Source organism: Acinetobacter sp. B-6 (assembly GCF_056930735.1).
This window is the reverse complement of sequence record NZ_JBXPBY010000007.1, coordinates 114,761-132,340: the sequence shown is the minus strand read 5'-3', so window position 1 is coordinate 132,340 and position 17,580 is coordinate 114,761. Positions and strand designations below refer to the sequence as shown.

The window sequence follows — 17,580 nt, the reverse complement described above, 5'->3', positions numbered from 1 at the left end:
ATTTAAATGTAATCAATTCAAATGTTAATATATAACTTTGATTTAATAATTTTTAATTTCTATGTAAAGAATATCTGTGATTTTCAATCTTTAACATCATATAATATTTCCCATTAATATATAGCTGAACTATTTAATTCAAAGGATGATTCTAATATTAAAGTTAGTCATAAATTTCCTCATAATTGTAAAAGTAGATTAAAAATATAATATATTTTTAATCTTGTTTGCATTAATTAAGGTTTTACTAGTGCTAACTCTAAACGTCCAACAAAATTAATTTCATTTAGCTGTTCATTTGTAATAAATTCATCTGGATATCTATTTTTATCCGGATTATCACTGGTAAGTTTTACAGTCTTTGATCCAGCATAACTCACAAAAATTCTTTTCATACGTAATTCATGGTTATGAGTAAATACGTATACATTCCCATTTTTTAGATTATTAGGATCTTTATCCGATACATCCACAAATAAGGGGCTATCAGGTGCAATAGTAGGATACATACTGTATTCAGCAGAGTATATTATCCTTAAGTTTGAGGGATTTGTTTGAATACCCATAAGTTTAAGTATTTGTGGATCTATATCTAAGTATTCATTAGCATCTTCTAAAAAGTTTAGAATTCCAGCCCCGCAGGATGCTTTTACATCTTTATATATTGGGATGCTTACATTTGTAAGTCGTTCTTTAGTGTCAGCACTTCTGAATTCGACAGGAGCGAAGCGTATGTCACCAGATTCATTTTTATCAGTAAATGTACCATCTAATAACCATTCAGAAGTTGTATTTAAAGCTTGAGCTAATTGAATTAGTCTTTTACCAGTGGGATTGTTTACCCCGCTAATCCAATTCGTAACAGTTCCTTTACTTGCTCCAGTAGCTGCTACTAAGTCTTTATGTTGTAAGCCTAGTTCTTTCATACGTAGAGAAATACGATCAGATGTAGATTGCATAATTTGTAGACCTTATATTTGTTTAAAATACTAAACAAAAAAATTGACATGTTCCTAAACTTATTGTTCAATTAAGTGAACTAATTTGTTTTGGAAACTAAACATGACTATTGATGACCTCAAAAATTATTTTCAAGCAAAAAATGATTCTGATCTTGCTCGAATTCTCAAAAAAGATAGATCAGTAATAAGTTATTGGCGAAAAAAAATTCCGTTAAAAACACAAGCTGTATTTGAAATTCAAACTAATGGAAAGTTGCTTGCTGACCGTAAAGCTTTGGATACCCTTAGCTCTTAATTACAATAGTTTCCTTATTTAATACTCAAAAATAAACGTGAATAAAAACAAGGTTTCACATATGGAATTAAATTTAAGCCGAGAAGCCCAAAACGCAATTTGGCAAATGATAAGCAAAACTCCAGGTTTTACTCCTAAAGACATCGCGCAGGTAATAGGGGATTCGCATAACACAGTTTGCAATTACGCAAATATCAATATGCCGAACCACTTACCAAGTATTAAGAAACTTGAAGCAATTCTTTATTACACGCAAAACCCAGCATTGTTAAAAATTTGGGCGCATGAACTTGGTTTTGCCTTAGTTCCTGTGAGTTGTGATCGGAGTAAGCACCATGAGCTTTCAATTTTTGAAGCAATGATGCAACACAACATAAAGTCAGGCAAAGCCAACAAGGTTGTTTATGACGCTTATGAAGATGGTGTTGTGACACCACAAGAATATGAAGAGATACACCAACTCACACAGAATTTAATTGAGCTGGCGACTGCGGTTGATCAAGCAGCATTAAAACAAATGAAGAAATACACAGCAGGTAATGAAATTGAAAAAGCCTGATGTTCGAGGTCAGGCTTCATATATTCACACATATCAGGAATGAATATGAAATCAAATGTAGCACAACAAATAAGCGAAAACAATCAATCCAATTTTTTACCTGGTGATGTAGTGGTTTTAAAGAACCTTAATCTTTTATCGATAAATGAACTTATTACGCTTAAAGAATTCGATGGTAAGTATTGGACAACGGATCACCGCATTGGTCGAGTAGCTGAAAGTGCTATTCGTACCGCAACAACCACTGAACTCATGATGAAGCGCCGTTTAAGTCCAATAGAGTTATCTCTTGCGGAGGTTTCATGACAACTAACAAGGTATTTAAAAAAGCTCCAGAGCATAAACAAAGGCAATGGACTCAATCCTGGTATGAACCTGCACTAAAGTCTTTAGATACATTTCTTGAAATCCGAAAAGCAAATTTAAGAAAGATTAATCGTGATGAGAAAAATGCTGCAGTCACAAAGCATGAATTTATGGAAATGCTCATCAATGAACACCGCTTAACGGTGTATCAAGCTGGTGAGATTGTCGCAAGCTTACTCAAAGCTAATAAAATTTTAATGTATGGCAGTTTCATATATGAAATGCCTAAGGTCGGTGAAATATGAGCTTAGATGCAACCGTATGGGCATGGAAAGCTACAGTCTCAGGTGCAAGCGAAAGGCTTGTACTTTTAGCTCTTGCTGATCGAGCCGGTGATGATCATAAGTGCTTTCCAAGCATAAAGCGCTTAGAGAAAGACACTACGCTAAATCGCAAAACGATTATCAAAGTTTTAGATGAACTTGAACTCAAAAAATTGATCCAATTTACAGGTGAAATCAAAGGGAACGGGGTTAAGGTTTATCAATTAATTGGTGTATTTGGACGTGAAGATTATTCAGACACCAGTACCAAAAAGGGGACTAGTACCAAAAATGGTACAGGTGTCAATTTAGGTACTAGTTCCAAAAACGGTACTAGTACCAATAATGGAACTGGAACCAGTACCAAAATTGGTACCGAGACCAGTACCAATTTTGGGACACAGAATCTCCCAAGGAATCTCCCATTAGAATCTAAAAATAAAAAAGACTGGCTTTGTTTGAAAAAACTTCGTTGGGAATTAGATCAAGCTGATCCGACGGTAGTGCCAAAGTCGATTATCGAAGCAAGTTGGTTCGAACGTGAAAAAAGAGCTTTCGAACTTTTCAATGCCGACAAGGATCTTTGTGATGATCTTTTGATTTACCACTTCGCTGACACACTTTTGAGAAACCGTCACAAATACGACATAGCGCAAAATGGAAAATCAAGCGGTGATTCTGATTCTGTATTTTTCTCGTCACCTCAGCAGATTTATGTTTTTGCCAACAAATTAGCTCAACTTCCAGACGTCATCGATGAGTTCAGTATGCCAGGTGAATCCTTTGAAAAACTAACAAGCCGGATTGCTGCAAAACTCTCAGATCCGAATGAGCTACAGAACTGGAAATCACACCTGCAGGCAGTCGGATTTAAATCAAAACAAAATAGGAAAGTTGCATGAGTGCCATTGATAAATTTTCTTCATTTGAAAAAGTGATGATCGGTATCGATACAGGTGTAAATACCGGCTTTGCAATGGCGATTGATCGTGGAGATGGTGGCGAACTGGTACAGGTCAATTGCTTAACGATTACTCAAGCTATGGCACGCGTTCAAGAGATTATTGAGCAATATGGAAATCCTAATGTTTGTTTATACATCGAAGATGCTCGTTTAAGAACATGGTTTACCGGAGGACGAGAAAAAGCTCAAGGCGTTGGATCTATCAAACGTGATGCACAAATATGGGAAACATGGTGCATTGAAAATAAAATCAATTATTTGATGATTCACCCAAAAGCAAATACGACAAAAGTTAAAGCAGCCACATTTCAAAAAATTACTAAATGGCTTGGTCGAACCAATGAGCATTCAAGAGATGCAGCAATGTTGGTTCACAAGCGTTTTGCAAATTTTGGAGGTGTATCGCTTTGAGCCATTTGTTAATTCCAATATTCACTATTTTGCTTGCCTTGGTGACTGCAGTATTCCTCACTTCTGTTTTTTCTATTGGTGCTCCAAAAGGTTGGAATAGGCAACTAGTCTTTCAAGATAACTTTTTCTTATTTATCGCGCTTGCAGCTTCAGCAATGGCATACAAGAATTATTCGTACAATCCAGATCCTATAGACGTGATGTGGATCTTAGGAGTGGTTTATTTAGTCGTATATCGTATGCCTAAATGGAAGATACTATGACCGAAAACATTAATGATTTGACTGGTGATATTCGTTCTATTGCTGAAATTATAGGAAAGCAACAAGCACTGTTTTTAGTGAGCCAATACCCAAGATATAAATCAAAGAAGCGAAATGGTGAAGGACAATTGCTTCTGTATGTACCGAAAGAATCTCGGTTAGGGTTTGATCATAAGTTGATTGAAATTTTAGGCTATGCCGATGCGTTGAAGTTATGCAAAGAGTTTGGTGGGGAGTTATTAATTCTTTCACTTTGTAAGCACATAATTCTAAAAAGAAGGAATGCAGGGATTATTGATATGTTGAAGCAAGGCTATAGCTTAGAGCAATTAGCAGCATTTTTTAACTTATCGACAAGAGGCGTTTTATTGGTTGCTTCGGAAAAACAAAGATTGTATTACTAAGAATAAGAATCTAAACTTGTAACAAATTCGATCTATTTTATATAGATGTTAGTAAGGAGATAATATGAATTTAGATGAAGATGATTTTTTAAAAGATGATTATATATATTTTGATTGGAATGCTATTCAGGATTTGAAGTCAAAAATATATTATAAAAAAGATTCTGACCCAGAAGCAAATAAAAAATGGATTGAATTCAAAAATATTCAAAAAAAATTTAGAACACCACTTTCTCATGCTCATCTTGATGACTTAATGAACTCTACAGATCCTATTGAAATTCAAAAGGATTTATATTTCTTAGCAAACGAGTTTTGTGATGGAACTCTTTTGGTAAATATTCCAAAATTACGAGAAAATGTATTAACAAGATTTTCTAAAATAAAGGGTGTTAAAACAGGATACGGTGTATTCGAATTTTATCAAGACCTTATTAATTCAAATGTAAGCAAAGAAGATAAACAGGAATTTAAATTTAAGGTTAGTTTTCCGAGCATACAGGTAGATACTTCTAAACTTAAAGAAACATCGATTTTAAATAAATATATTAATGATAGAGGGATTTTTGATTCAGATAGTTTAGAACAGCTCTTAAGTGATTGCTGGGAAAATTCTGATGATGTAAATTTTATGAATGAATTTATAAATAGTGTTCGTGAAATTAAATATTATGAGAATGCTGCCCATGATTATTTTCCAGAGACTCAGAGAGAAGAGTTTAAAGAAATGATAATAGGACTAATTAAGTTCTCAAAAATCAGTGAAAAAAATATACAAGAAGCTAACAAGTTCTTAGATAAATATATTAAATTTATAGGGAAAGATATAAATCAATTAAGTAAGCTTGAAAAAATGTTTATAGCTTATCATATTATCAATTTTACCAATCCACGAGGCGCTTTTGGGGAGAATTTTAATAAGCGGAATAAACCTATTAATTTTTATTTAGACTGTACGCATTATTTATTAGCAAGTAAAAGTAAGATGTTGGTAACAGGAGATTCAAACTTTACTAAAAAAGCTAAGGCTCTGAACTTACTGGGATTTTCTAAGTTTGATATAAAGAAATTAGATGAGATATTTGAAGATATTGTTGTTACTTAAGTTTTTACAAAAAAGTCTCCTGAAGGAGACTTTTTTGTAAAAGTTATGAAAAAGTGAATAATGAAATAAAACAACAAAAATTTAAAAATCATCAAATAAATAATTTTGAGAACTTAGTGTAATGAACTGGCATGAAGTTTATGAAGCAATTTTGAAGTTTTGGGACAATATTCAGTATTTCATCGCTGGTTTTTTAGGAGCTTCAGTAGTGACTAGATACCACAAAGACAGATTAAAGACCTGGCATGATTACACTGTATTCATACTTTCAGGCGCTTTAACTGCTCATTATTTGACACAAGTCGTTATCTATTGGTTAGACCTTGAACCAGTGCATGCCGGTGGTATTGGATTCTTGTTAGGTGCGTTTGGCGGTATGGTTATTCAAGAGCTTACGTCCTGGATAAAAAATGGTGAATATAAGAATCAAAGCTTTTTCACTTATTTTGGTGAAATGATAAAGAGCTGGCTAAGTCGAGGTAAAAAGTAATGAGTAATTTTGATGAGCAAATGACTCGCTTATTACGTGCTGAAGAGGGTGAAGTTCTTTCAGAGTATAAAGATCATTTGGGATATTCAACGATTGGCGTTGGTCGTCTGATTGATCGCCGTAAGGGTGGGGGCATCACAGCTGAAGAGTCGGCTTACTTGCTTAATAACGATATTCAAAAACGCTTAATCTTGCTTGAACAAAAACTACCGTGGTTCAAATCATTAGATGATGCACGCCGTGGTGTATTGCTGTCTATGTCATTTCAGATGGGTGTAGAGGGCTTGTTAGGCTTTAAGAATACGCTTGAGATGATTCGCACAGGTCGCTATGAAAGTGCAGCAACAGGGATGCTTAACTCTCTTTGGGCAAAGCAGACACCACAACGCGCTAAACGTCATGCAGAGCAGATGCGAACAGGTCAATGGGTAATCAAGGCAGGCTTCTGATGAACCAAGAAATTATTAATGTGAGATGCATTGGTATACTTCAAGTTGTTGAAAATATTAACATTAATAAATCTTTTATAGTTGAGAATAATTATCATTATCGAAGGTACTTTCAGGGGGTGACCCCAAGCGGGGGCAAAGACCTCGCAGGATTTCATATCTGCGTGAATTTTTAAAATAAAACATACTACTACTTCTCAGCAAAATAAGGATTGGAAAAAGTGCTTTTATGGCAGTCTCAAGTAAAGGTCAAAACGTAAGTAGAAAGGGGCTTTCAGATGTTTTTGGAGTTGCTTTAACTACGGTTGATGCTTGGGTTAAAAGAGGTTGTCCAGTAGTAGTCCGAGGTCATGGAAAAGGGAGTGAATGGCAGTTTAACACCGCTCAGATCTCCCAGTGGCTTCAAGATCAAGCAGTGGATAATGCAACAGGTGGAATACCTGACAATAAAGAAGAATTAGAACTACGAAAACAAAAAGCAGAAACCGAATTGGCAGAATTAAAACTGGCAAAAGAAAAAGGTGAAGTGGCATTAATTTCAGAGTTTGAGCGTGCTCAATCCATTGCATTTAGTATTATTCGATCAAACATTCTAAACATCCCTCAACGTGCGGTTTTACAGTTATTAGGTGAAACAGATGAGCGCACATTTAAAGAAAAATTAAGAGCTGAATTAGTTTTAGCGCTTGAAACAGTAGCCGACTCAGATATTGAGGATGATGACGATGAGTGATTTATCAATCTTTAGTAATTTTGAGTCAGTCGTAAATTCTCTTAAACGCTCAATGTCTTTCTTGATGCCACCACCTGACATTAAGCCGAGTGAGTGGGCGGAGAGAAATATTAAAATTCCAGTGGGTAATGCCATACCTGGTCCCATAAATTTTGATAATGCACCTTATCAGCGAGGAATGCTGGATGCTATCAAAGAATATGGTGTACGCCGTGTCACATATATGACAGGTGCTCAGTTAGGCAAAACAACAATTCAGCAGTGTGCAACAGGCTACTTTATCGAACATGAGCCAAAGTCTCAGATATTTGTCCAACCTACACAAGGGGACGTGCAAACATTTTTAGAAACTAAACTTAGACCAATGATCGAGGCGAATAAATCAATTTCTAAAAAAATGGCAAAACCAAGAAGCCGCGAAGGTGTAAATAACAGCCGAATGATTTCATATATTGGTGGTTGGCTGATGTTTTCTTGGGCTGGTTCTCCTAAAACATTGCGTTCAAGATCTGCACCAGTGACACATGCAGATGAAATCGATGGCATGGAAGCTACAAGCGAAGGTGATCCAATTGAGTTACTTTCCCAACGTTCAGCAACATTTGGCGATCAAGCTTTAAGAACTGAATCCAGTACACCCACAGTTAAGGGGGCAAGTCGTGTAGAAACGGCATATTATAACGGTGACCGCCGTAGGTACTATGTTCCTTGTCCTCACTGTGGAGAAGCACAATTTTTAAAATGGGAAAATGTGACTTGGCAGGGGCGAAAATCTAAAAATATTCAAGATGCCCGAGAAGATTTAGAACAAACACATTTAGTAGAAACAGCGGGCTATAGGTGTGAATGTTGTAATGAGATTTGGACAGATGGGGAGCGTATTGCAGCCATCCGAAATGCAGAGAAAAACGGTTATGGCTGGAAAGCAGAATTACCCTTTAAAGGTCATATCAGTTTCCATGCCCCGGAGATGCTTTCAACATTCCGAAAAATGCGAGACATTGTCCAATCCTATTTAGATAAATTGGCTTTGGATGATTTACAGGTATTTGTAAATGTATCTTTGGGTGAAACCTATGAGGAAAATGCAGATAAGGTAGATCCTGATTCTTTGCAGGCACGAGCTGAGGAATATAAAGCGATCGTTCCGCTAAATGGTGTGTATCTCACTTGTGGTGTCGATATGCAAATGGACCGTTTAGAACTTGAAATTGTCGCATGGGGACTTGGCGAGGAAAGCTGGTCTGTAGATTATCGTGTGTTGTGGGGTGATCCGCTTGGTGAGGAAGTATGGGAGCAGTTAGACGATGTTCTTGCAGAATCTTATCTGCATGAGTCTGGCTCACAACTAACTATATCAGCAACTTGTCTGGATACCGGTGGTACTGCAGGATGTACACAAGCGGCTTATGAGTACGTTAAAAATCGCCGCAATAGAAAGCTTTTTGCAATCAAAGGTCGTGGTGGATGGGGCTTACCCATAGTACAAACACCACAGCGAAAGCAATCAGGGAAGGATAAACGTAAAATTGATTTGTGGCTTGTTGGTGTAGACGAAGCAAAATTAATGGTATCTCGTCGTTTGGAATCGGATCGAGTGGGACCGGGTTATTGCCATTTTCCTATTCAGCGAGAAACAGAGTGGTATAAGCAACTTACAGCGGAAAAATTGGTCATTAAATACATCAAAGGTCAACCAATTAGAGAGTGGCATAAACCAGACCGAGCACGGAATGAGGCGCTGGATTGTCGTGTTTATGCTTTGGCAGCATTAAAGATTATGAATCCTAATTTAAAACGTATTTCTGAACGTGTACTCACTGATGCAGCAGTCATCGAAAATGTAAAAACCGAAATGATTGAACCGAAAAAAACTCGAGTAAATACAGTTGTTAAAAAAAAGTCATCCACGGTAATAGTTAAAAAGAAAAGAGTATTCGGAAATAAAAAGTAAGACTTTTTAGTTTAATAGTTAGATAGATGAAAAAATGAATAATGAAAAAATTTTAATGATTATCGAAGATGGGCATAACAGCTCAGTTTCGGTAATCATTTTTTATGGTATTTCCACAAAAAATCACAGCAGGCTTAACACTCAAGCACAACATTAATTTAACAGCGTACCCAGCCTCCTTATGGGCTGTTAAAGCTTATTTGCGTGGACCATCAAGCATTGATATTAGTGCTGAGAAAGATGGAAATCTCCACGTTTTAAACGTATCTGCTGATGTCACAAAAAACTATAAATCAGGCTATTACGGTTTTTCTTTACGCGCTGTCAATGATTTTGGCGAAGTTGAAGAAATTGAAGCGGGTTCTGTTGAAGTTATTACAGATTTAGCTGCGGTAACTGGTCAAGTTGATACACGTTCACATGCCAAGAAAACACTTGAAGCATTAGAAGCTGTAATTGAGGGGCGAGCAACCTTAGACCAAGAACGCTATCGATTAAACAACAGGGAATTATTTAGAACACCCTTAGACACCCTTATAAAATTACGAAATCAATATCGTGCTGAAGTATCAAGAGAAATTGCCAAGTCAAGTGGCAAAAGTATTTTTGGTAAAGTCGTGCGCGTGAAGTTGGGGTAAATGCTCATGTTTGGATTGAAGCGAACCATACCTGAAACCCCTGATATTTCTGCATTACCAGAAGTTAAGATCAATAATGACTCAATAAAAAAAAGAGCTGGACGTGTATTTCAAACTGCTAGTCGAATGTTTAAAGCTGGGGTTACAGATCGGCTTACTTCAAAGTGGTCATCCTCGCCTTTACCCGCAGATTTAATCATTGAGCGCTATCAAAAAATTATTGTCGCGCGGAGTCGCGAGCAATGCGCCAATAATGATTATGGTAAACAATTTTTACGCCTCACCCATCAAAATATTGTAGGTCCACAAGGTGTCACACTTCAGGCACAAATCAAAAACAGTGCTGGAAAACTCGACAATAAAGTGAATGACTCTATTGAGCAGGCTTGGGAGCAATGGGGCAAGAAGTCTATTTGTGATATTCAAGGGAAGAAGTCTTGGCGCTCATTGCAAAGAGCTTGTGTCATATCTGCCGCCAAAGATGGAGAATTTTTTATAAGAATTATTCGAGGTCAAGAAGCTGGGCAGTATGGTTTTGCTTTGCAAATTTTAGATGCTCAACGTTGTCCAGTGCATTATTCAGATAAATTATCAAATGGTAATTTCATTCGCCAAGGGATTGAGTTTAATAAATTCGGTCGCCCGATTGCTTACTATTTTGATGCCTCTACCGAACAAAATGCTCAATATAAATATGGATCTGCAAATTACATTAAAGTGATGGCTGAAGATGTTATTCACGGTTTTTTAGATGACATTGTAGGGCAAAAGCGCGGATTACCTTGGACCGCAACCAGTTTATTTCGCATGAAGCAATTGGCAGAGTTTGAAGATTCAGCCATTGTCAATGCACGTGTTTCAGCTAACAAAATGGGATTCATTCAGTGGGATAAGGACGCAAGTGGTCCAGAGTTTGACCCTGAAGAAGATGAAATTGTTATTGAGTCTCAGGCTGGTGAATTTCCGATGTTACCTCAAGGTGCTCAATTAAAAGAATGGTCACCTAATTACCCCACTGGCGAATTTCTTCCATTCCATAAGGCAATGCTGCGCTCAATGGCAGCGGGCATGGGTGTGCTTTACAACAATCTCGCCTCTGATTTGGAAGGTGTGAATTTTTCAAGTATTCGACAGGGCACATTAGATGAGCGTGAACACTGGAAAGAATTACAGCAATGGCTGATCGAGTCATTAGTTGAACCCGTATATAACGCTTGGCTTGAATATTCTTTGCTTAAAGGTGTGATTAAAAAAGGCAATATTCCACTAAAAGCGCTTGATCTTGAACGTTATAAATCTGTGTCTTGGCAACCTCGCCGTTGGGCATGGATTGACCCATCTAGCGATGTGGCAGCAGCGGAAAAGTCTAAAAATAATATGTTGACTTCACCTGGTGCACTGATTAGAGAGCAAGGCAAAGACCCACAAACGGTATGGGCAGAAATCGCAAGGGATACCAGAGCAATGATTGATTTGTTGGTAGATCAAGGCATAACAAAAGAAGTGGCTGAAGAAATGGTTTTAACAAGTATGGGTAAAAAACAAGTTGGCGCAGTTGGGCGACCAAAAGAGGGTGTGTAATGAAAAAGTCTAAGTTATCGACTTCAATTGTGTGCGGGTTGCTTGCAGGTGCGTACTTTAAACGTGATGCATCTCAAACAAAGCCATTGCCTGATTTTAATAAAGATAAATTATTTCGTTCTTATGTCGTAGATGATTTTAAGGTTGATCTTGAAAAACGTACTGCAGAGCTTTCATTTTCAAGTGAGGCAGAGGTTGGGCGTTGGTTCGGTGTTGAGATTTTGGATCACTCTCAGGGTGCAATTGATTTCAGTCGTTTAAATGCTCGTGCGCCATTCTTACTGGATCATAATTCTCGTGATCAAGTCGGTGTTGTTGAAAGTGCATGGCTTGACCATTCTCAGCGTAAAGGGCGCGCTTTAGTACGATTAAGTAAGTCGTCCCGCGGAGAAGAAATTCTACAGGATATTGTAGATCTAATTCGTACCAATATCAGCGTGGGTTACATCATCAAAAAAGCAATTCTGAAGGAACAGCGTGAGCATGAAGATGTTTACCTGATTACAGAATGGCAACCCTATGAAATTTCTTCTGTTTCTATTCCAGCGGATACATCCGTGGGCGTAGGTCGTTCTAATGAAAAAGTGAATAATGAAAACAATTTACCCACTCAGCAAAATGAACCTATTGAAGTTAAAACTCAAGTCAATCAGCAAAGAGCGTTTTATATGAATTGGGATCATTTTACAGACAAAGACGGTAATTACTGTCGCCAACAGCTCAATGATAAAGGTGAGCGTTTTGGTGCAATTGAGATTCTTCGCAAGGCTGAAGATACAGCGACACGCGGAGCAGAACAAGAACATGCGCGAACACGTGAAATTTTAGAATTGGGTCAAAAATACAATATGCCTGAATTGGCAACTGAGTATATTGGTCAACGAAAATCACCAGCTGAATTTCAAACTGCAATTTTAGACAAAATGCATGAGCGCCAAGGCAAGCCAATTACTGAACAACCAAAATCCAATAATGCAAATATTGGTTTAACTGATGATGAAACACGCCAGTTTTCACTATTCAGAGCTATCCGAGCTTTACGCCCTAACGCAAGCGCCTCAGAACGTGAAGCTGCTGCATTTGAGTTTGAGTGTAGTGCAGCAGCAGAGCGAGCCTATGGGCGTACTGCTCAGGGTATTTTAGTACCTGCTGATGTATTAAGCCGTTCAATCCCTCAAAATCAACAACGTGCTTTTGATTTGGGTGGGGGCACTGGCGCAGGTGGAAGTCTGTTAGGGACTAATCATCGTGGAGATATGTTTATTGATTTATTGCGTAGTCGTACCACGATTATGCAACTTGGTCGTCATATGTCTGGCTTGGTGGGGAATGTTGAAATTCCAAAAGCAACCGGTGGAGCTACCGCCTATTGGGTTGGTGAAGGTGATAATGTTGCAGGCAGCAACCCGACTACAGGTCAAAAAGAGTTAAAACCAAAAACTGTAGGCGCGCTTGTTGATATTACACGTAGTTTGATGCAACAAAGTTCACCAGATGCAGAAAGTTTGGTATGGGATGATATTAACCAAGCTTTGGCTTTAACCATTGATATAGCAGGTTATTACGGCACAGGAACGGACAAACAACCTTTAGGCATTAAAAATATGTCGGGTATTAATGCGGTTCCTTTTGCCGCGTTAAATCCGAGCTATAAAGAAATTGTCGACATGGAAAGTCAAATTGCTGCAGATAATGCCAACGTGGATCGCATGGCTTATGTCATGAACTCATTAATGCGCGGACATTGTAAAACTGCTCCTAAGTTCGGCACGGGTACTGAAAGTGTTATTTGGGAAACAGGTGGTACAGTCAACGGTTATCGCACAGAAATCACCAATCAGATTGAGGATGGAGATATTTTCTTTGGTAACTTTGCAGATTTAATTATTGGTCTTTGGGGTGGGCTGGATCTCACACTAGACCCTTATTCATTAAGTTCGAGCGGTGGATTACGAATTGTCGCTTTCCAAGATGTAGATTTTGTATTGCGTAATAGTGAGTCTATTTGCTACGGCAAAAAAACACCTTAATTCAAATTTCTAAAGCTATCGAAAGGTAGCTTTTTAGAATCAAATATCAGGATATTAAAATGAGTAAAGTATTGATTAAATTAACCGCAGCAGTCGTTATTGAGGGTGTTATTCGCCGTGCGGGTGAAGAAGTTGAGATCAATGAACAATTGGCAAAAGAATTGCTTTACCGAGGTCGTGGCACACTTGAAGAAACAGATTCCAATGAAGTTGATTTATCTAAGTTAACGATGCCCCAGCTGATTGAATTTGCTAAGTCTGAATATGATGTTGACTTAGATAAAAGTTTAAATAAAAAGCAAATGATTGAAGCTATTCAATCCGCTGCAGAGGAATAATCAATGCCTTCGCCAAGTTGGGAAAATTTAGACGTATTTCTACAAAAAGATGATAAGGGCGGTTTTGCCATAACCGTCACTATCGAATTTTTGGATTGTTCACCCAATCGAAATATTACGGGCATTTTTGATGAACCTTATCTAAATGCCCAACTCGGCGAATATGAAGTCGATGCAATTGAGCCACGCTTTACTTGTAAAGAAATTGATGTTTTCGATGTTAAGAAAATGGATCGTTTGATTTTGGATGATGGGCGTACCTTTAATATTATGACTTATCCGCAAAGGGATGGTACGGGGTTTTGTATCTTAAAGTTAGAAGAGCGAGATGATTCAATTTGATATTCGATCTGAAGGCATTGAGGCAATAGTTGCTGAACTTGAACCCTCGGAAAACCAAGCTAAAGTTGCTCTAAAACGTACTTTAAACAAGATGGCGAAATGGATGAGTACCCGAACAGTCAGAGGTTTAAGCAGTGAATTGGCTTTGACTCAAAAAATACTCAGACGCCGTTTAAAGAAAAGTACCATCGTTCAATCAGGTTCAGGATTTTCAATACGGTTGTTTTATGGATTGAATGATATTGCCTTGATTCACTTAAACCCAAGACAAACACAAAAAGGGGTAACAGCCAGTAAGCGAAAAGTGGATGAGGCTTTTATTTCTAAGCGTAAAAATCAAGTTTTTAAACGGATAGGTAAAGCACGTTTACCCATTGAAAAACAGGTTGAAATTATTAAGCCACAAGCTGATGCATATCTTGAAGGTGTTGAGTTTAATTCAGTGGAATTTCATGAACAGTTTTTTAAGACATTGGAGCATGAATTAAAATGGCAGATGAAATGGATGGGGTAGATTTATTCAATCTACACGCGACAATAGAAAAAAAACTTCGTGAACAATTTCCAAAGTTTAAATTGGTTGAATTTTATCGATCAGAAGAAGAACGCAAGCCGCCAACACTGAATGAACTCCCTGCATTATTTCTGGAAATGGATTTTGAAATAAATCTTGATGGGGATAGTGGATCTGAGCAACTTCCATTGATCGCAAGAGTTGAAGCCAGAGTGATTGACAGCTTTGAAAGACAAAACTCTAAAATCAATATTCGTTCTTTAGCGGCTCAAGTTGCTTATTATATTTTTAAAAATAAACGCTTCCATGCCTATAACGGATCTATTGCCGTTGGACCAGCTTCATTGGATGCTTTGACACAAGATCATTTTTACCCAAGCTTAAAAAGTTATGAAGTATGGCGTGTGGATTTCTCAATCCCAATTCTAGTTGGGGAAAATATTTGGAAGCAGATTGGTGAAACCCCGATCCCTGTTTATAGCTATACGCCTGATGTAGGTATAGGTCATGAGCAAGATTATCAGGAGGTAGAGCTTTGAGTTATGCCAATGCCAATATGGATCGAATGTTAGGTGATTTAATTCGCTATGGGCGCATTGAGTCTGTTGATTTTGAGACGATGACAGCAGCAGTGGATTTCGATGGTTTACTGGTGACAGGGCTTGAATGGGCTAAATCCCGTGCTGGTGATGATCGTTCAGGCAATGCACCCAGCGAAGGTGAGCAAGTCTGTGTACTTTCGCCCAGTGGTGATATTGCACAAGGGGTCATTGCATTTTCAATTACACAAGAGAAATTTCCGAACCCCAATAAAAACGCTAATCCTAAAACAATATATGTGGATGGCACTTATATTGAATATGACAAGCAATCACATACCTTGACTGTCGATGCATCTCAAGCAGGTGGAGAAGTCATTGTTAAATGTAGTCATGTTCAGATAGATGCACCAGAAACCACATGCACAGGCAATTTATCCGTTGGCGGTGCATTGGCAGTAAAAGGCAAATCCACAATGTCTGGCAATGTTAGTTTTACTGGTGGTTCAGTGACACACAATGGCAAAAATATTGGTGGCTCACATACTCATAATAAAGTTAAAAGCGGTGGTGATAATTCAGGCGAGGTCAACTAATGGGGATGAGTCGAATCCATGGTCGTGAGCTCACAGGTATTGAGCATTTAAGACAAAGCATTGTTGATATTTTGACTACGCCAATTGGCTCAAGAGTCATGCGCCGTGAATACGGATCTCGATTATTTGAATTGATCGATGCGCCGACAAATCGAGAAACATTAGTAGATATTTATGCGGCTGTGGCTGAAGCATTAAATCAGTGGGAAGACCGTTTGCAGTTAGAGCAAATTGATATTACCAGCGCAACCAAAGGGCAATTGGTTTTAACGCTGACAGGTAAATATCTGCTGGATGGTAAGGCAATTAAACTGGATGGGATTGTAATAAGGTAGGTGAAAAATGACAGGTATTAATTTTGAATATTTAACACCGCCAAAGTTAATCAAAGAACTGAATTTTGAAGAAATTCTTTCTAAACGAAAAGAGGGATTTATCGCGCTTTACAATCCTGAAGATCGTGAAGAAATTGAAAAAACCTTAAAACGTGAATCAGATCCAGTGACTAAATTATTGGAATATTGCGCTTATTTAGAATTGATATTCTGCCAGGAGCGTAACGAGGATGTTAAATCTTTATTGGTGATGTATTCAACAGGTTCGGATTTAGAGAATTTAGTTGCAGATCGAAATATAAAACGATTAGTCATTTGTCCAGCAGATAATACAGTTACGCCGCCAATGCCAGCAATTATGGAAACTGATGACGATCTACGTTATCGCTATATCTTGGCAATGAATAGTTTAAGCGTTGCTGGTCCAACATCTTCATATAAATTTTTTGCACATAGTGCCGATGGTCGTGTGGGGGATGTGTCCGTAGTTTCTCCACCAAATAAGCCGTATTTCTTGGATATTTACATTTTGCAAAATGATTCTGAGACTGGGGCGGCATCTCAAGAATTAATTGATATTGTTCAGCTCGCACTCAACGATGAAAGTGTCAGACCAGTTTGCGACCGTCCAACAGTGCATTCTATTGGTATTGTAAATTATGACATTCAAGCAAAAATCTATGTGGCTCAAACTGCTAAAAATAGTACCTTGTTGCAGCAAGCCAGAGAAAATTTAAACAGCTATATCAGAGATCAGCGCCGTATCGGTCGCTCTGTCCGCAAGTCTGCAATCTATTCAGTCTTACATATTTCTGGTGTGGAACATGTGGAAATAATTTCCCCGGTACAAGACATCATTATAGATTCGTCTCAAGCGAGTTATTGCACAAATATTGATATACAGGTTGAGGTTTATGAATGAAAAAATTATTGCCTTCCAACTCAACCGAACTTGAATACAATTTAGCAGAAACTCTAAGCAATACATTTAAAATTGAGCCTCGATTGAATGTATTGATTAATATTGATTCTGTACCAGATCAATTCCTAAATTTTCTAGCGATTCAATATTCAGTTGATTATTGGCGTGATGACTGGACGCCATCATTAAAGCGCGCAATTTTAAAGCAATCTTTCAATAGACATAAAATCAAAGGGACACGCAAGGCTATTTTAAATGCCTTAGAACCTTTCGGATATGAATCAAAAATTACAGAGTGGTGGCAAACCGTTCCGCAAGGGATACCAGGTACTTTCTATTTAGAGCTTGACCTTAATGGTCGTGAGCTAAGTGAAGAAGTGTATAAGGAAGTAGATCGGTTAATTTCAGAAAATAAACCAGCAAGCCGACCACTGACAAACCTAACAATCAATGTTCAACCTGTTTGTATTCCGCGTGTTGCGGTTGGTGTACATGGTGCGGAGACAGTCACAATTTATGTAGAGTAA

The 17,580-nt window shown here is 37.8% G+C and carries 24 protein-coding genes; 23 read left to right on the top strand and 1 reads right to left on the bottom strand.

Going from position 1 to position 17,580, the window contains the following annotated elements:
• Nucleotides 1–236 precede the first annotated feature (236 nt).
• Nucleotides 237–959: a S24 family peptidase gene (locus AC1Z3T_RS10365; RefSeq protein ID WP_483396634.1), complete on the bottom strand. Its 723-nt coding sequence runs from the start codon at nt 957–959 to the stop codon at nt 237–239.
• Nucleotides 960–1,062: 103 nt separating this feature from the next.
• On the opposite strand from AC1Z3T_RS10365, the gene AC1Z3T_RS10360 reads away from it, so the two are divergent.
• The 23 genes from AC1Z3T_RS10360 to AC1Z3T_RS10250 all read left to right on the top strand — a co-directional run bounded on the left by AC1Z3T_RS10360 (nt 1,063) and on the right by AC1Z3T_RS10250 (nt 17,580).
• Entirely contained in the window at nt 1,063–1,257 is a 195-nt protein-coding gene (locus AC1Z3T_RS10360) for a hypothetical protein (RefSeq protein WP_483396633.1), read from the top strand.
• Between the two features lie 61 nt (nt 1,258–1,318).
• Nucleotides 1,319–1,816, top strand: coding sequence for a phage regulatory CII family protein (locus AC1Z3T_RS10355; RefSeq protein WP_483396632.1), 498 nt, complete (start codon nt 1,319–1,321; stop codon nt 1,814–1,816).
• Nucleotides 1,817–1,861: 45 nt separating this feature from the next.
• Nucleotides 1,862–2,122, top strand: coding sequence for a hypothetical protein (locus tag AC1Z3T_RS10350; protein ID WP_100884805.1), 261 nt, complete (start codon nt 1,862–1,864; stop codon nt 2,120–2,122).
• Nucleotides 2,119–2,427, top strand: a complete 309-nt coding sequence (locus AC1Z3T_RS10345) for a hypothetical protein (protein WP_100884806.1) — start codon at nt 2,119–2,121, stop codon at nt 2,425–2,427. Before AC1Z3T_RS10350 ends, AC1Z3T_RS10345 begins: the two co-directional genes overlap by 4 nt.
• A complete protein-coding gene (locus AC1Z3T_RS10340; protein ID WP_483396631.1) occupies nt 2,424–3,347 on the top strand; it encodes a helix-turn-helix domain-containing protein in 924 nt (307 codons plus the stop codon). Before AC1Z3T_RS10345 ends, AC1Z3T_RS10340 begins: the two co-directional genes overlap by 4 nt.
• Nucleotides 3,344–3,820, top strand: a complete 477-nt coding sequence (locus tag AC1Z3T_RS10335) for a hypothetical protein (protein WP_483396630.1) — start codon at nt 3,344–3,346, stop codon at nt 3,818–3,820. The genes AC1Z3T_RS10340 and AC1Z3T_RS10335 overlap by 4 nt, the downstream gene beginning before the upstream one ends.
• 259 nt (nt 3,821–4,079) lie before the next feature.
• Nucleotides 4,080–4,487, top strand: coding sequence for a hypothetical protein (locus AC1Z3T_RS10330; protein WP_483396629.1), 408 nt, complete (start codon nt 4,080–4,082; stop codon nt 4,485–4,487).
• Nucleotides 4,488–4,551: 64 nt separating this feature from the next.
• On the top strand, nt 4,552–5,592 hold the full coding sequence (locus AC1Z3T_RS10325) for a hypothetical protein (RefSeq protein WP_483396628.1): 1,041 nt from the start codon (nt 4,552–4,554) through the stop codon (nt 5,590–5,592).
• Between the two features lie 121 nt (nt 5,593–5,713).
• A complete protein-coding gene (locus AC1Z3T_RS10320) occupies nt 5,714–6,082 on the top strand; it encodes an MFS transporter (protein WP_221260475.1) in 369 nt (122 codons plus the stop codon).
• Entirely contained in the window at nt 6,082–6,531 is a 450-nt protein-coding gene (locus AC1Z3T_RS10315) for a glycoside hydrolase family protein (protein ID WP_483396627.1), read from the top strand. Before AC1Z3T_RS10320 ends, AC1Z3T_RS10315 begins: the two co-directional genes overlap by 1 nt.
• Nucleotides 6,532–6,760: 229 nt before the next feature.
• A complete protein-coding gene (locus AC1Z3T_RS10310) occupies nt 6,761–7,264 on the top strand; it encodes a terminase small subunit (RefSeq protein WP_042086497.1) in 504 nt (167 codons plus the stop codon).
• Complete coding sequence (locus AC1Z3T_RS10305) at nt 7,257–9,218, top strand: phage terminase large subunit family protein (RefSeq protein WP_213065030.1); 1,962 nt, start codon at nt 7,257–7,259, stop codon at nt 9,216–9,218. Before AC1Z3T_RS10310 ends, AC1Z3T_RS10305 begins: the two co-directional genes overlap by 8 nt.
• A 104-nt stretch (nt 9,219–9,322) precedes the next feature.
• Nucleotides 9,323–9,856: a hypothetical protein gene (locus tag AC1Z3T_RS10300; protein ID WP_221260473.1), complete on the top strand. Its 534-nt coding sequence runs from the start codon at nt 9,323–9,325 to the stop codon at nt 9,854–9,856.
• Between the two features lie 6 nt (nt 9,857–9,862).
• Nucleotides 9,863–11,437 (top strand): phage portal protein, encoded by a 1,575-nt coding sequence (locus tag AC1Z3T_RS10295; protein WP_221260472.1) that lies wholly within the window; start codon nt 9,863–9,865, stop codon nt 11,435–11,437.
• Nucleotides 11,437–13,467, top strand: a complete 2,031-nt coding sequence (locus AC1Z3T_RS10290; protein WP_483396626.1) for a phage major capsid protein — start codon at nt 11,437–11,439, stop codon at nt 13,465–13,467. The genes AC1Z3T_RS10295 and AC1Z3T_RS10290 overlap by 1 nt, the downstream gene beginning before the upstream one ends.
• 59 nt (nt 13,468–13,526) lie before the next feature.
• The gene (locus tag AC1Z3T_RS10285) at nt 13,527–13,805 is read left to right on the top strand and encodes a hypothetical protein (RefSeq protein ID WP_151806607.1); all 279 of its coding nucleotides are present in this window, start codon (nt 13,527–13,529) and stop codon (nt 13,803–13,805) included.
• 3 nt (nt 13,806–13,808) lie between these two features.
• Complete coding sequence (locus AC1Z3T_RS10280) at nt 13,809–14,147, top strand: head-tail joining protein (RefSeq protein ID WP_221260470.1); 339 nt, start codon at nt 13,809–13,811, stop codon at nt 14,145–14,147.
• Nucleotides 14,134–14,661: a phage tail protein gene (locus tag AC1Z3T_RS10275; protein WP_221260469.1), complete on the top strand. Its 528-nt coding sequence runs from the start codon at nt 14,134–14,136 to the stop codon at nt 14,659–14,661. The genes AC1Z3T_RS10280 and AC1Z3T_RS10275 overlap by 14 nt, the downstream gene beginning before the upstream one ends.
• Nucleotides 14,637–15,200: a hypothetical protein gene (locus AC1Z3T_RS10270; protein WP_221260468.1), complete on the top strand. Its 564-nt coding sequence runs from the start codon at nt 14,637–14,639 to the stop codon at nt 15,198–15,200. The genes AC1Z3T_RS10275 and AC1Z3T_RS10270 overlap by 25 nt, the downstream gene beginning before the upstream one ends.
• On the top strand, nt 15,197–15,796 hold the full coding sequence (locus tag AC1Z3T_RS10265) for a phage baseplate assembly protein V (RefSeq protein ID WP_100884822.1): 600 nt from the start codon (nt 15,197–15,199) through the stop codon (nt 15,794–15,796). Before AC1Z3T_RS10270 ends, AC1Z3T_RS10265 begins: the two co-directional genes overlap by 4 nt.
• 5 nt (nt 15,797–15,801) lie before the next feature.
• On the top strand, nt 15,802–16,131 hold the full coding sequence (locus AC1Z3T_RS10260; protein WP_228153680.1) for a GPW/gp25 family protein: 330 nt from the start codon (nt 15,802–15,804) through the stop codon (nt 16,129–16,131).
• Between the two features lie 7 nt (nt 16,132–16,138).
• Nucleotides 16,139–17,053 (top strand): baseplate assembly protein, encoded by a 915-nt coding sequence (locus tag AC1Z3T_RS10255; RefSeq protein ID WP_483396625.1) that lies wholly within the window; start codon nt 16,139–16,141, stop codon nt 17,051–17,053.
• A complete protein-coding gene (locus AC1Z3T_RS10250; RefSeq protein ID WP_100884825.1) occupies nt 17,050–17,580 on the top strand; it encodes a phage tail protein I in 531 nt (176 codons plus the stop codon). Before AC1Z3T_RS10255 ends, AC1Z3T_RS10250 begins: the two co-directional genes overlap by 4 nt.

Bases quoted from the DNA above. Each gene is read 5' to 3' on its own strand.
- AC1Z3T_RS10365 (WP_483396634.1), bottom strand. From the start codon at position 959: ATGCAATCTACATCTGATCGTATTTCTCTACGTATGAAAGAACTAGGC.
- AC1Z3T_RS10360 (WP_483396633.1), top strand. From the start codon at position 1,063: ATGACTATTGATGACCTCAAAAATTATTTTCAAGCAAAAAATGATTCT.
- AC1Z3T_RS10355 (WP_483396632.1), top strand. From the start codon at position 1,319: ATGGAATTAAATTTAAGCCGAGAAGCCCAAAACGCAATTTGGCAAATG.
- AC1Z3T_RS10350 (WP_100884805.1), top strand. From the start codon at position 1,862: ATGAAATCAAATGTAGCACAACAAATAAGCGAAAACAATCAATCCAAT.
- AC1Z3T_RS10345 (WP_100884806.1), top strand. From the start codon at position 2,119: ATGACAACTAACAAGGTATTTAAAAAAGCTCCAGAGCATAAACAAAGG.
- AC1Z3T_RS10340 (WP_483396631.1), top strand. From the start codon at position 2,424: ATGAGCTTAGATGCAACCGTATGGGCATGGAAAGCTACAGTCTCAGGT.
- AC1Z3T_RS10335 (WP_483396630.1), top strand. From the start codon at position 3,344: ATGAGTGCCATTGATAAATTTTCTTCATTTGAAAAAGTGATGATCGGT.
- AC1Z3T_RS10330 (WP_483396629.1), top strand. From the start codon at position 4,080: ATGACCGAAAACATTAATGATTTGACTGGTGATATTCGTTCTATTGCT.
- AC1Z3T_RS10325 (WP_483396628.1), top strand. From the start codon at position 4,552: ATGAATTTAGATGAAGATGATTTTTTAAAAGATGATTATATATATTTT.
- AC1Z3T_RS10320 (WP_221260475.1), top strand. From the start codon at position 5,714: ATGAACTGGCATGAAGTTTATGAAGCAATTTTGAAGTTTTGGGACAAT.
- AC1Z3T_RS10315 (WP_483396627.1), top strand. From the start codon at position 6,082: ATGAGTAATTTTGATGAGCAAATGACTCGCTTATTACGTGCTGAAGAG.
- AC1Z3T_RS10310 (WP_042086497.1), top strand. From the start codon at position 6,761: ATGGCAGTCTCAAGTAAAGGTCAAAACGTAAGTAGAAAGGGGCTTTCA.
- AC1Z3T_RS10305 (WP_213065030.1), top strand. From the start codon at position 7,257: ATGAGTGATTTATCAATCTTTAGTAATTTTGAGTCAGTCGTAAATTCT.
- AC1Z3T_RS10300 (WP_221260473.1), top strand. From the start codon at position 9,323: ATGGTATTTCCACAAAAAATCACAGCAGGCTTAACACTCAAGCACAAC.
- AC1Z3T_RS10295 (WP_221260472.1), top strand. From the start codon at position 9,863: ATGTTTGGATTGAAGCGAACCATACCTGAAACCCCTGATATTTCTGCA.
- AC1Z3T_RS10290 (WP_483396626.1), top strand. From the start codon at position 11,437: ATGAAAAAGTCTAAGTTATCGACTTCAATTGTGTGCGGGTTGCTTGCA.
- AC1Z3T_RS10285 (WP_151806607.1), top strand. From the start codon at position 13,527: ATGAGTAAAGTATTGATTAAATTAACCGCAGCAGTCGTTATTGAGGGT.
- AC1Z3T_RS10280 (WP_221260470.1), top strand. From the start codon at position 13,809: ATGCCTTCGCCAAGTTGGGAAAATTTAGACGTATTTCTACAAAAAGAT.
- AC1Z3T_RS10275 (WP_221260469.1), top strand. From the start codon at position 14,134: ATGATTCAATTTGATATTCGATCTGAAGGCATTGAGGCAATAGTTGCT.
- AC1Z3T_RS10270 (WP_221260468.1), top strand. From the start codon at position 14,637: ATGGCAGATGAAATGGATGGGGTAGATTTATTCAATCTACACGCGACA.
- AC1Z3T_RS10260 (WP_228153680.1), top strand. From the start codon at position 15,802: ATGAGTCGAATCCATGGTCGTGAGCTCACAGGTATTGAGCATTTAAGA.
- AC1Z3T_RS10255 (WP_483396625.1), top strand. From the start codon at position 16,139: ATGACAGGTATTAATTTTGAATATTTAACACCGCCAAAGTTAATCAAA.
- AC1Z3T_RS10250 (WP_100884825.1), top strand. From the start codon at position 17,050: ATGAAAAAATTATTGCCTTCCAACTCAACCGAACTTGAATACAATTTA.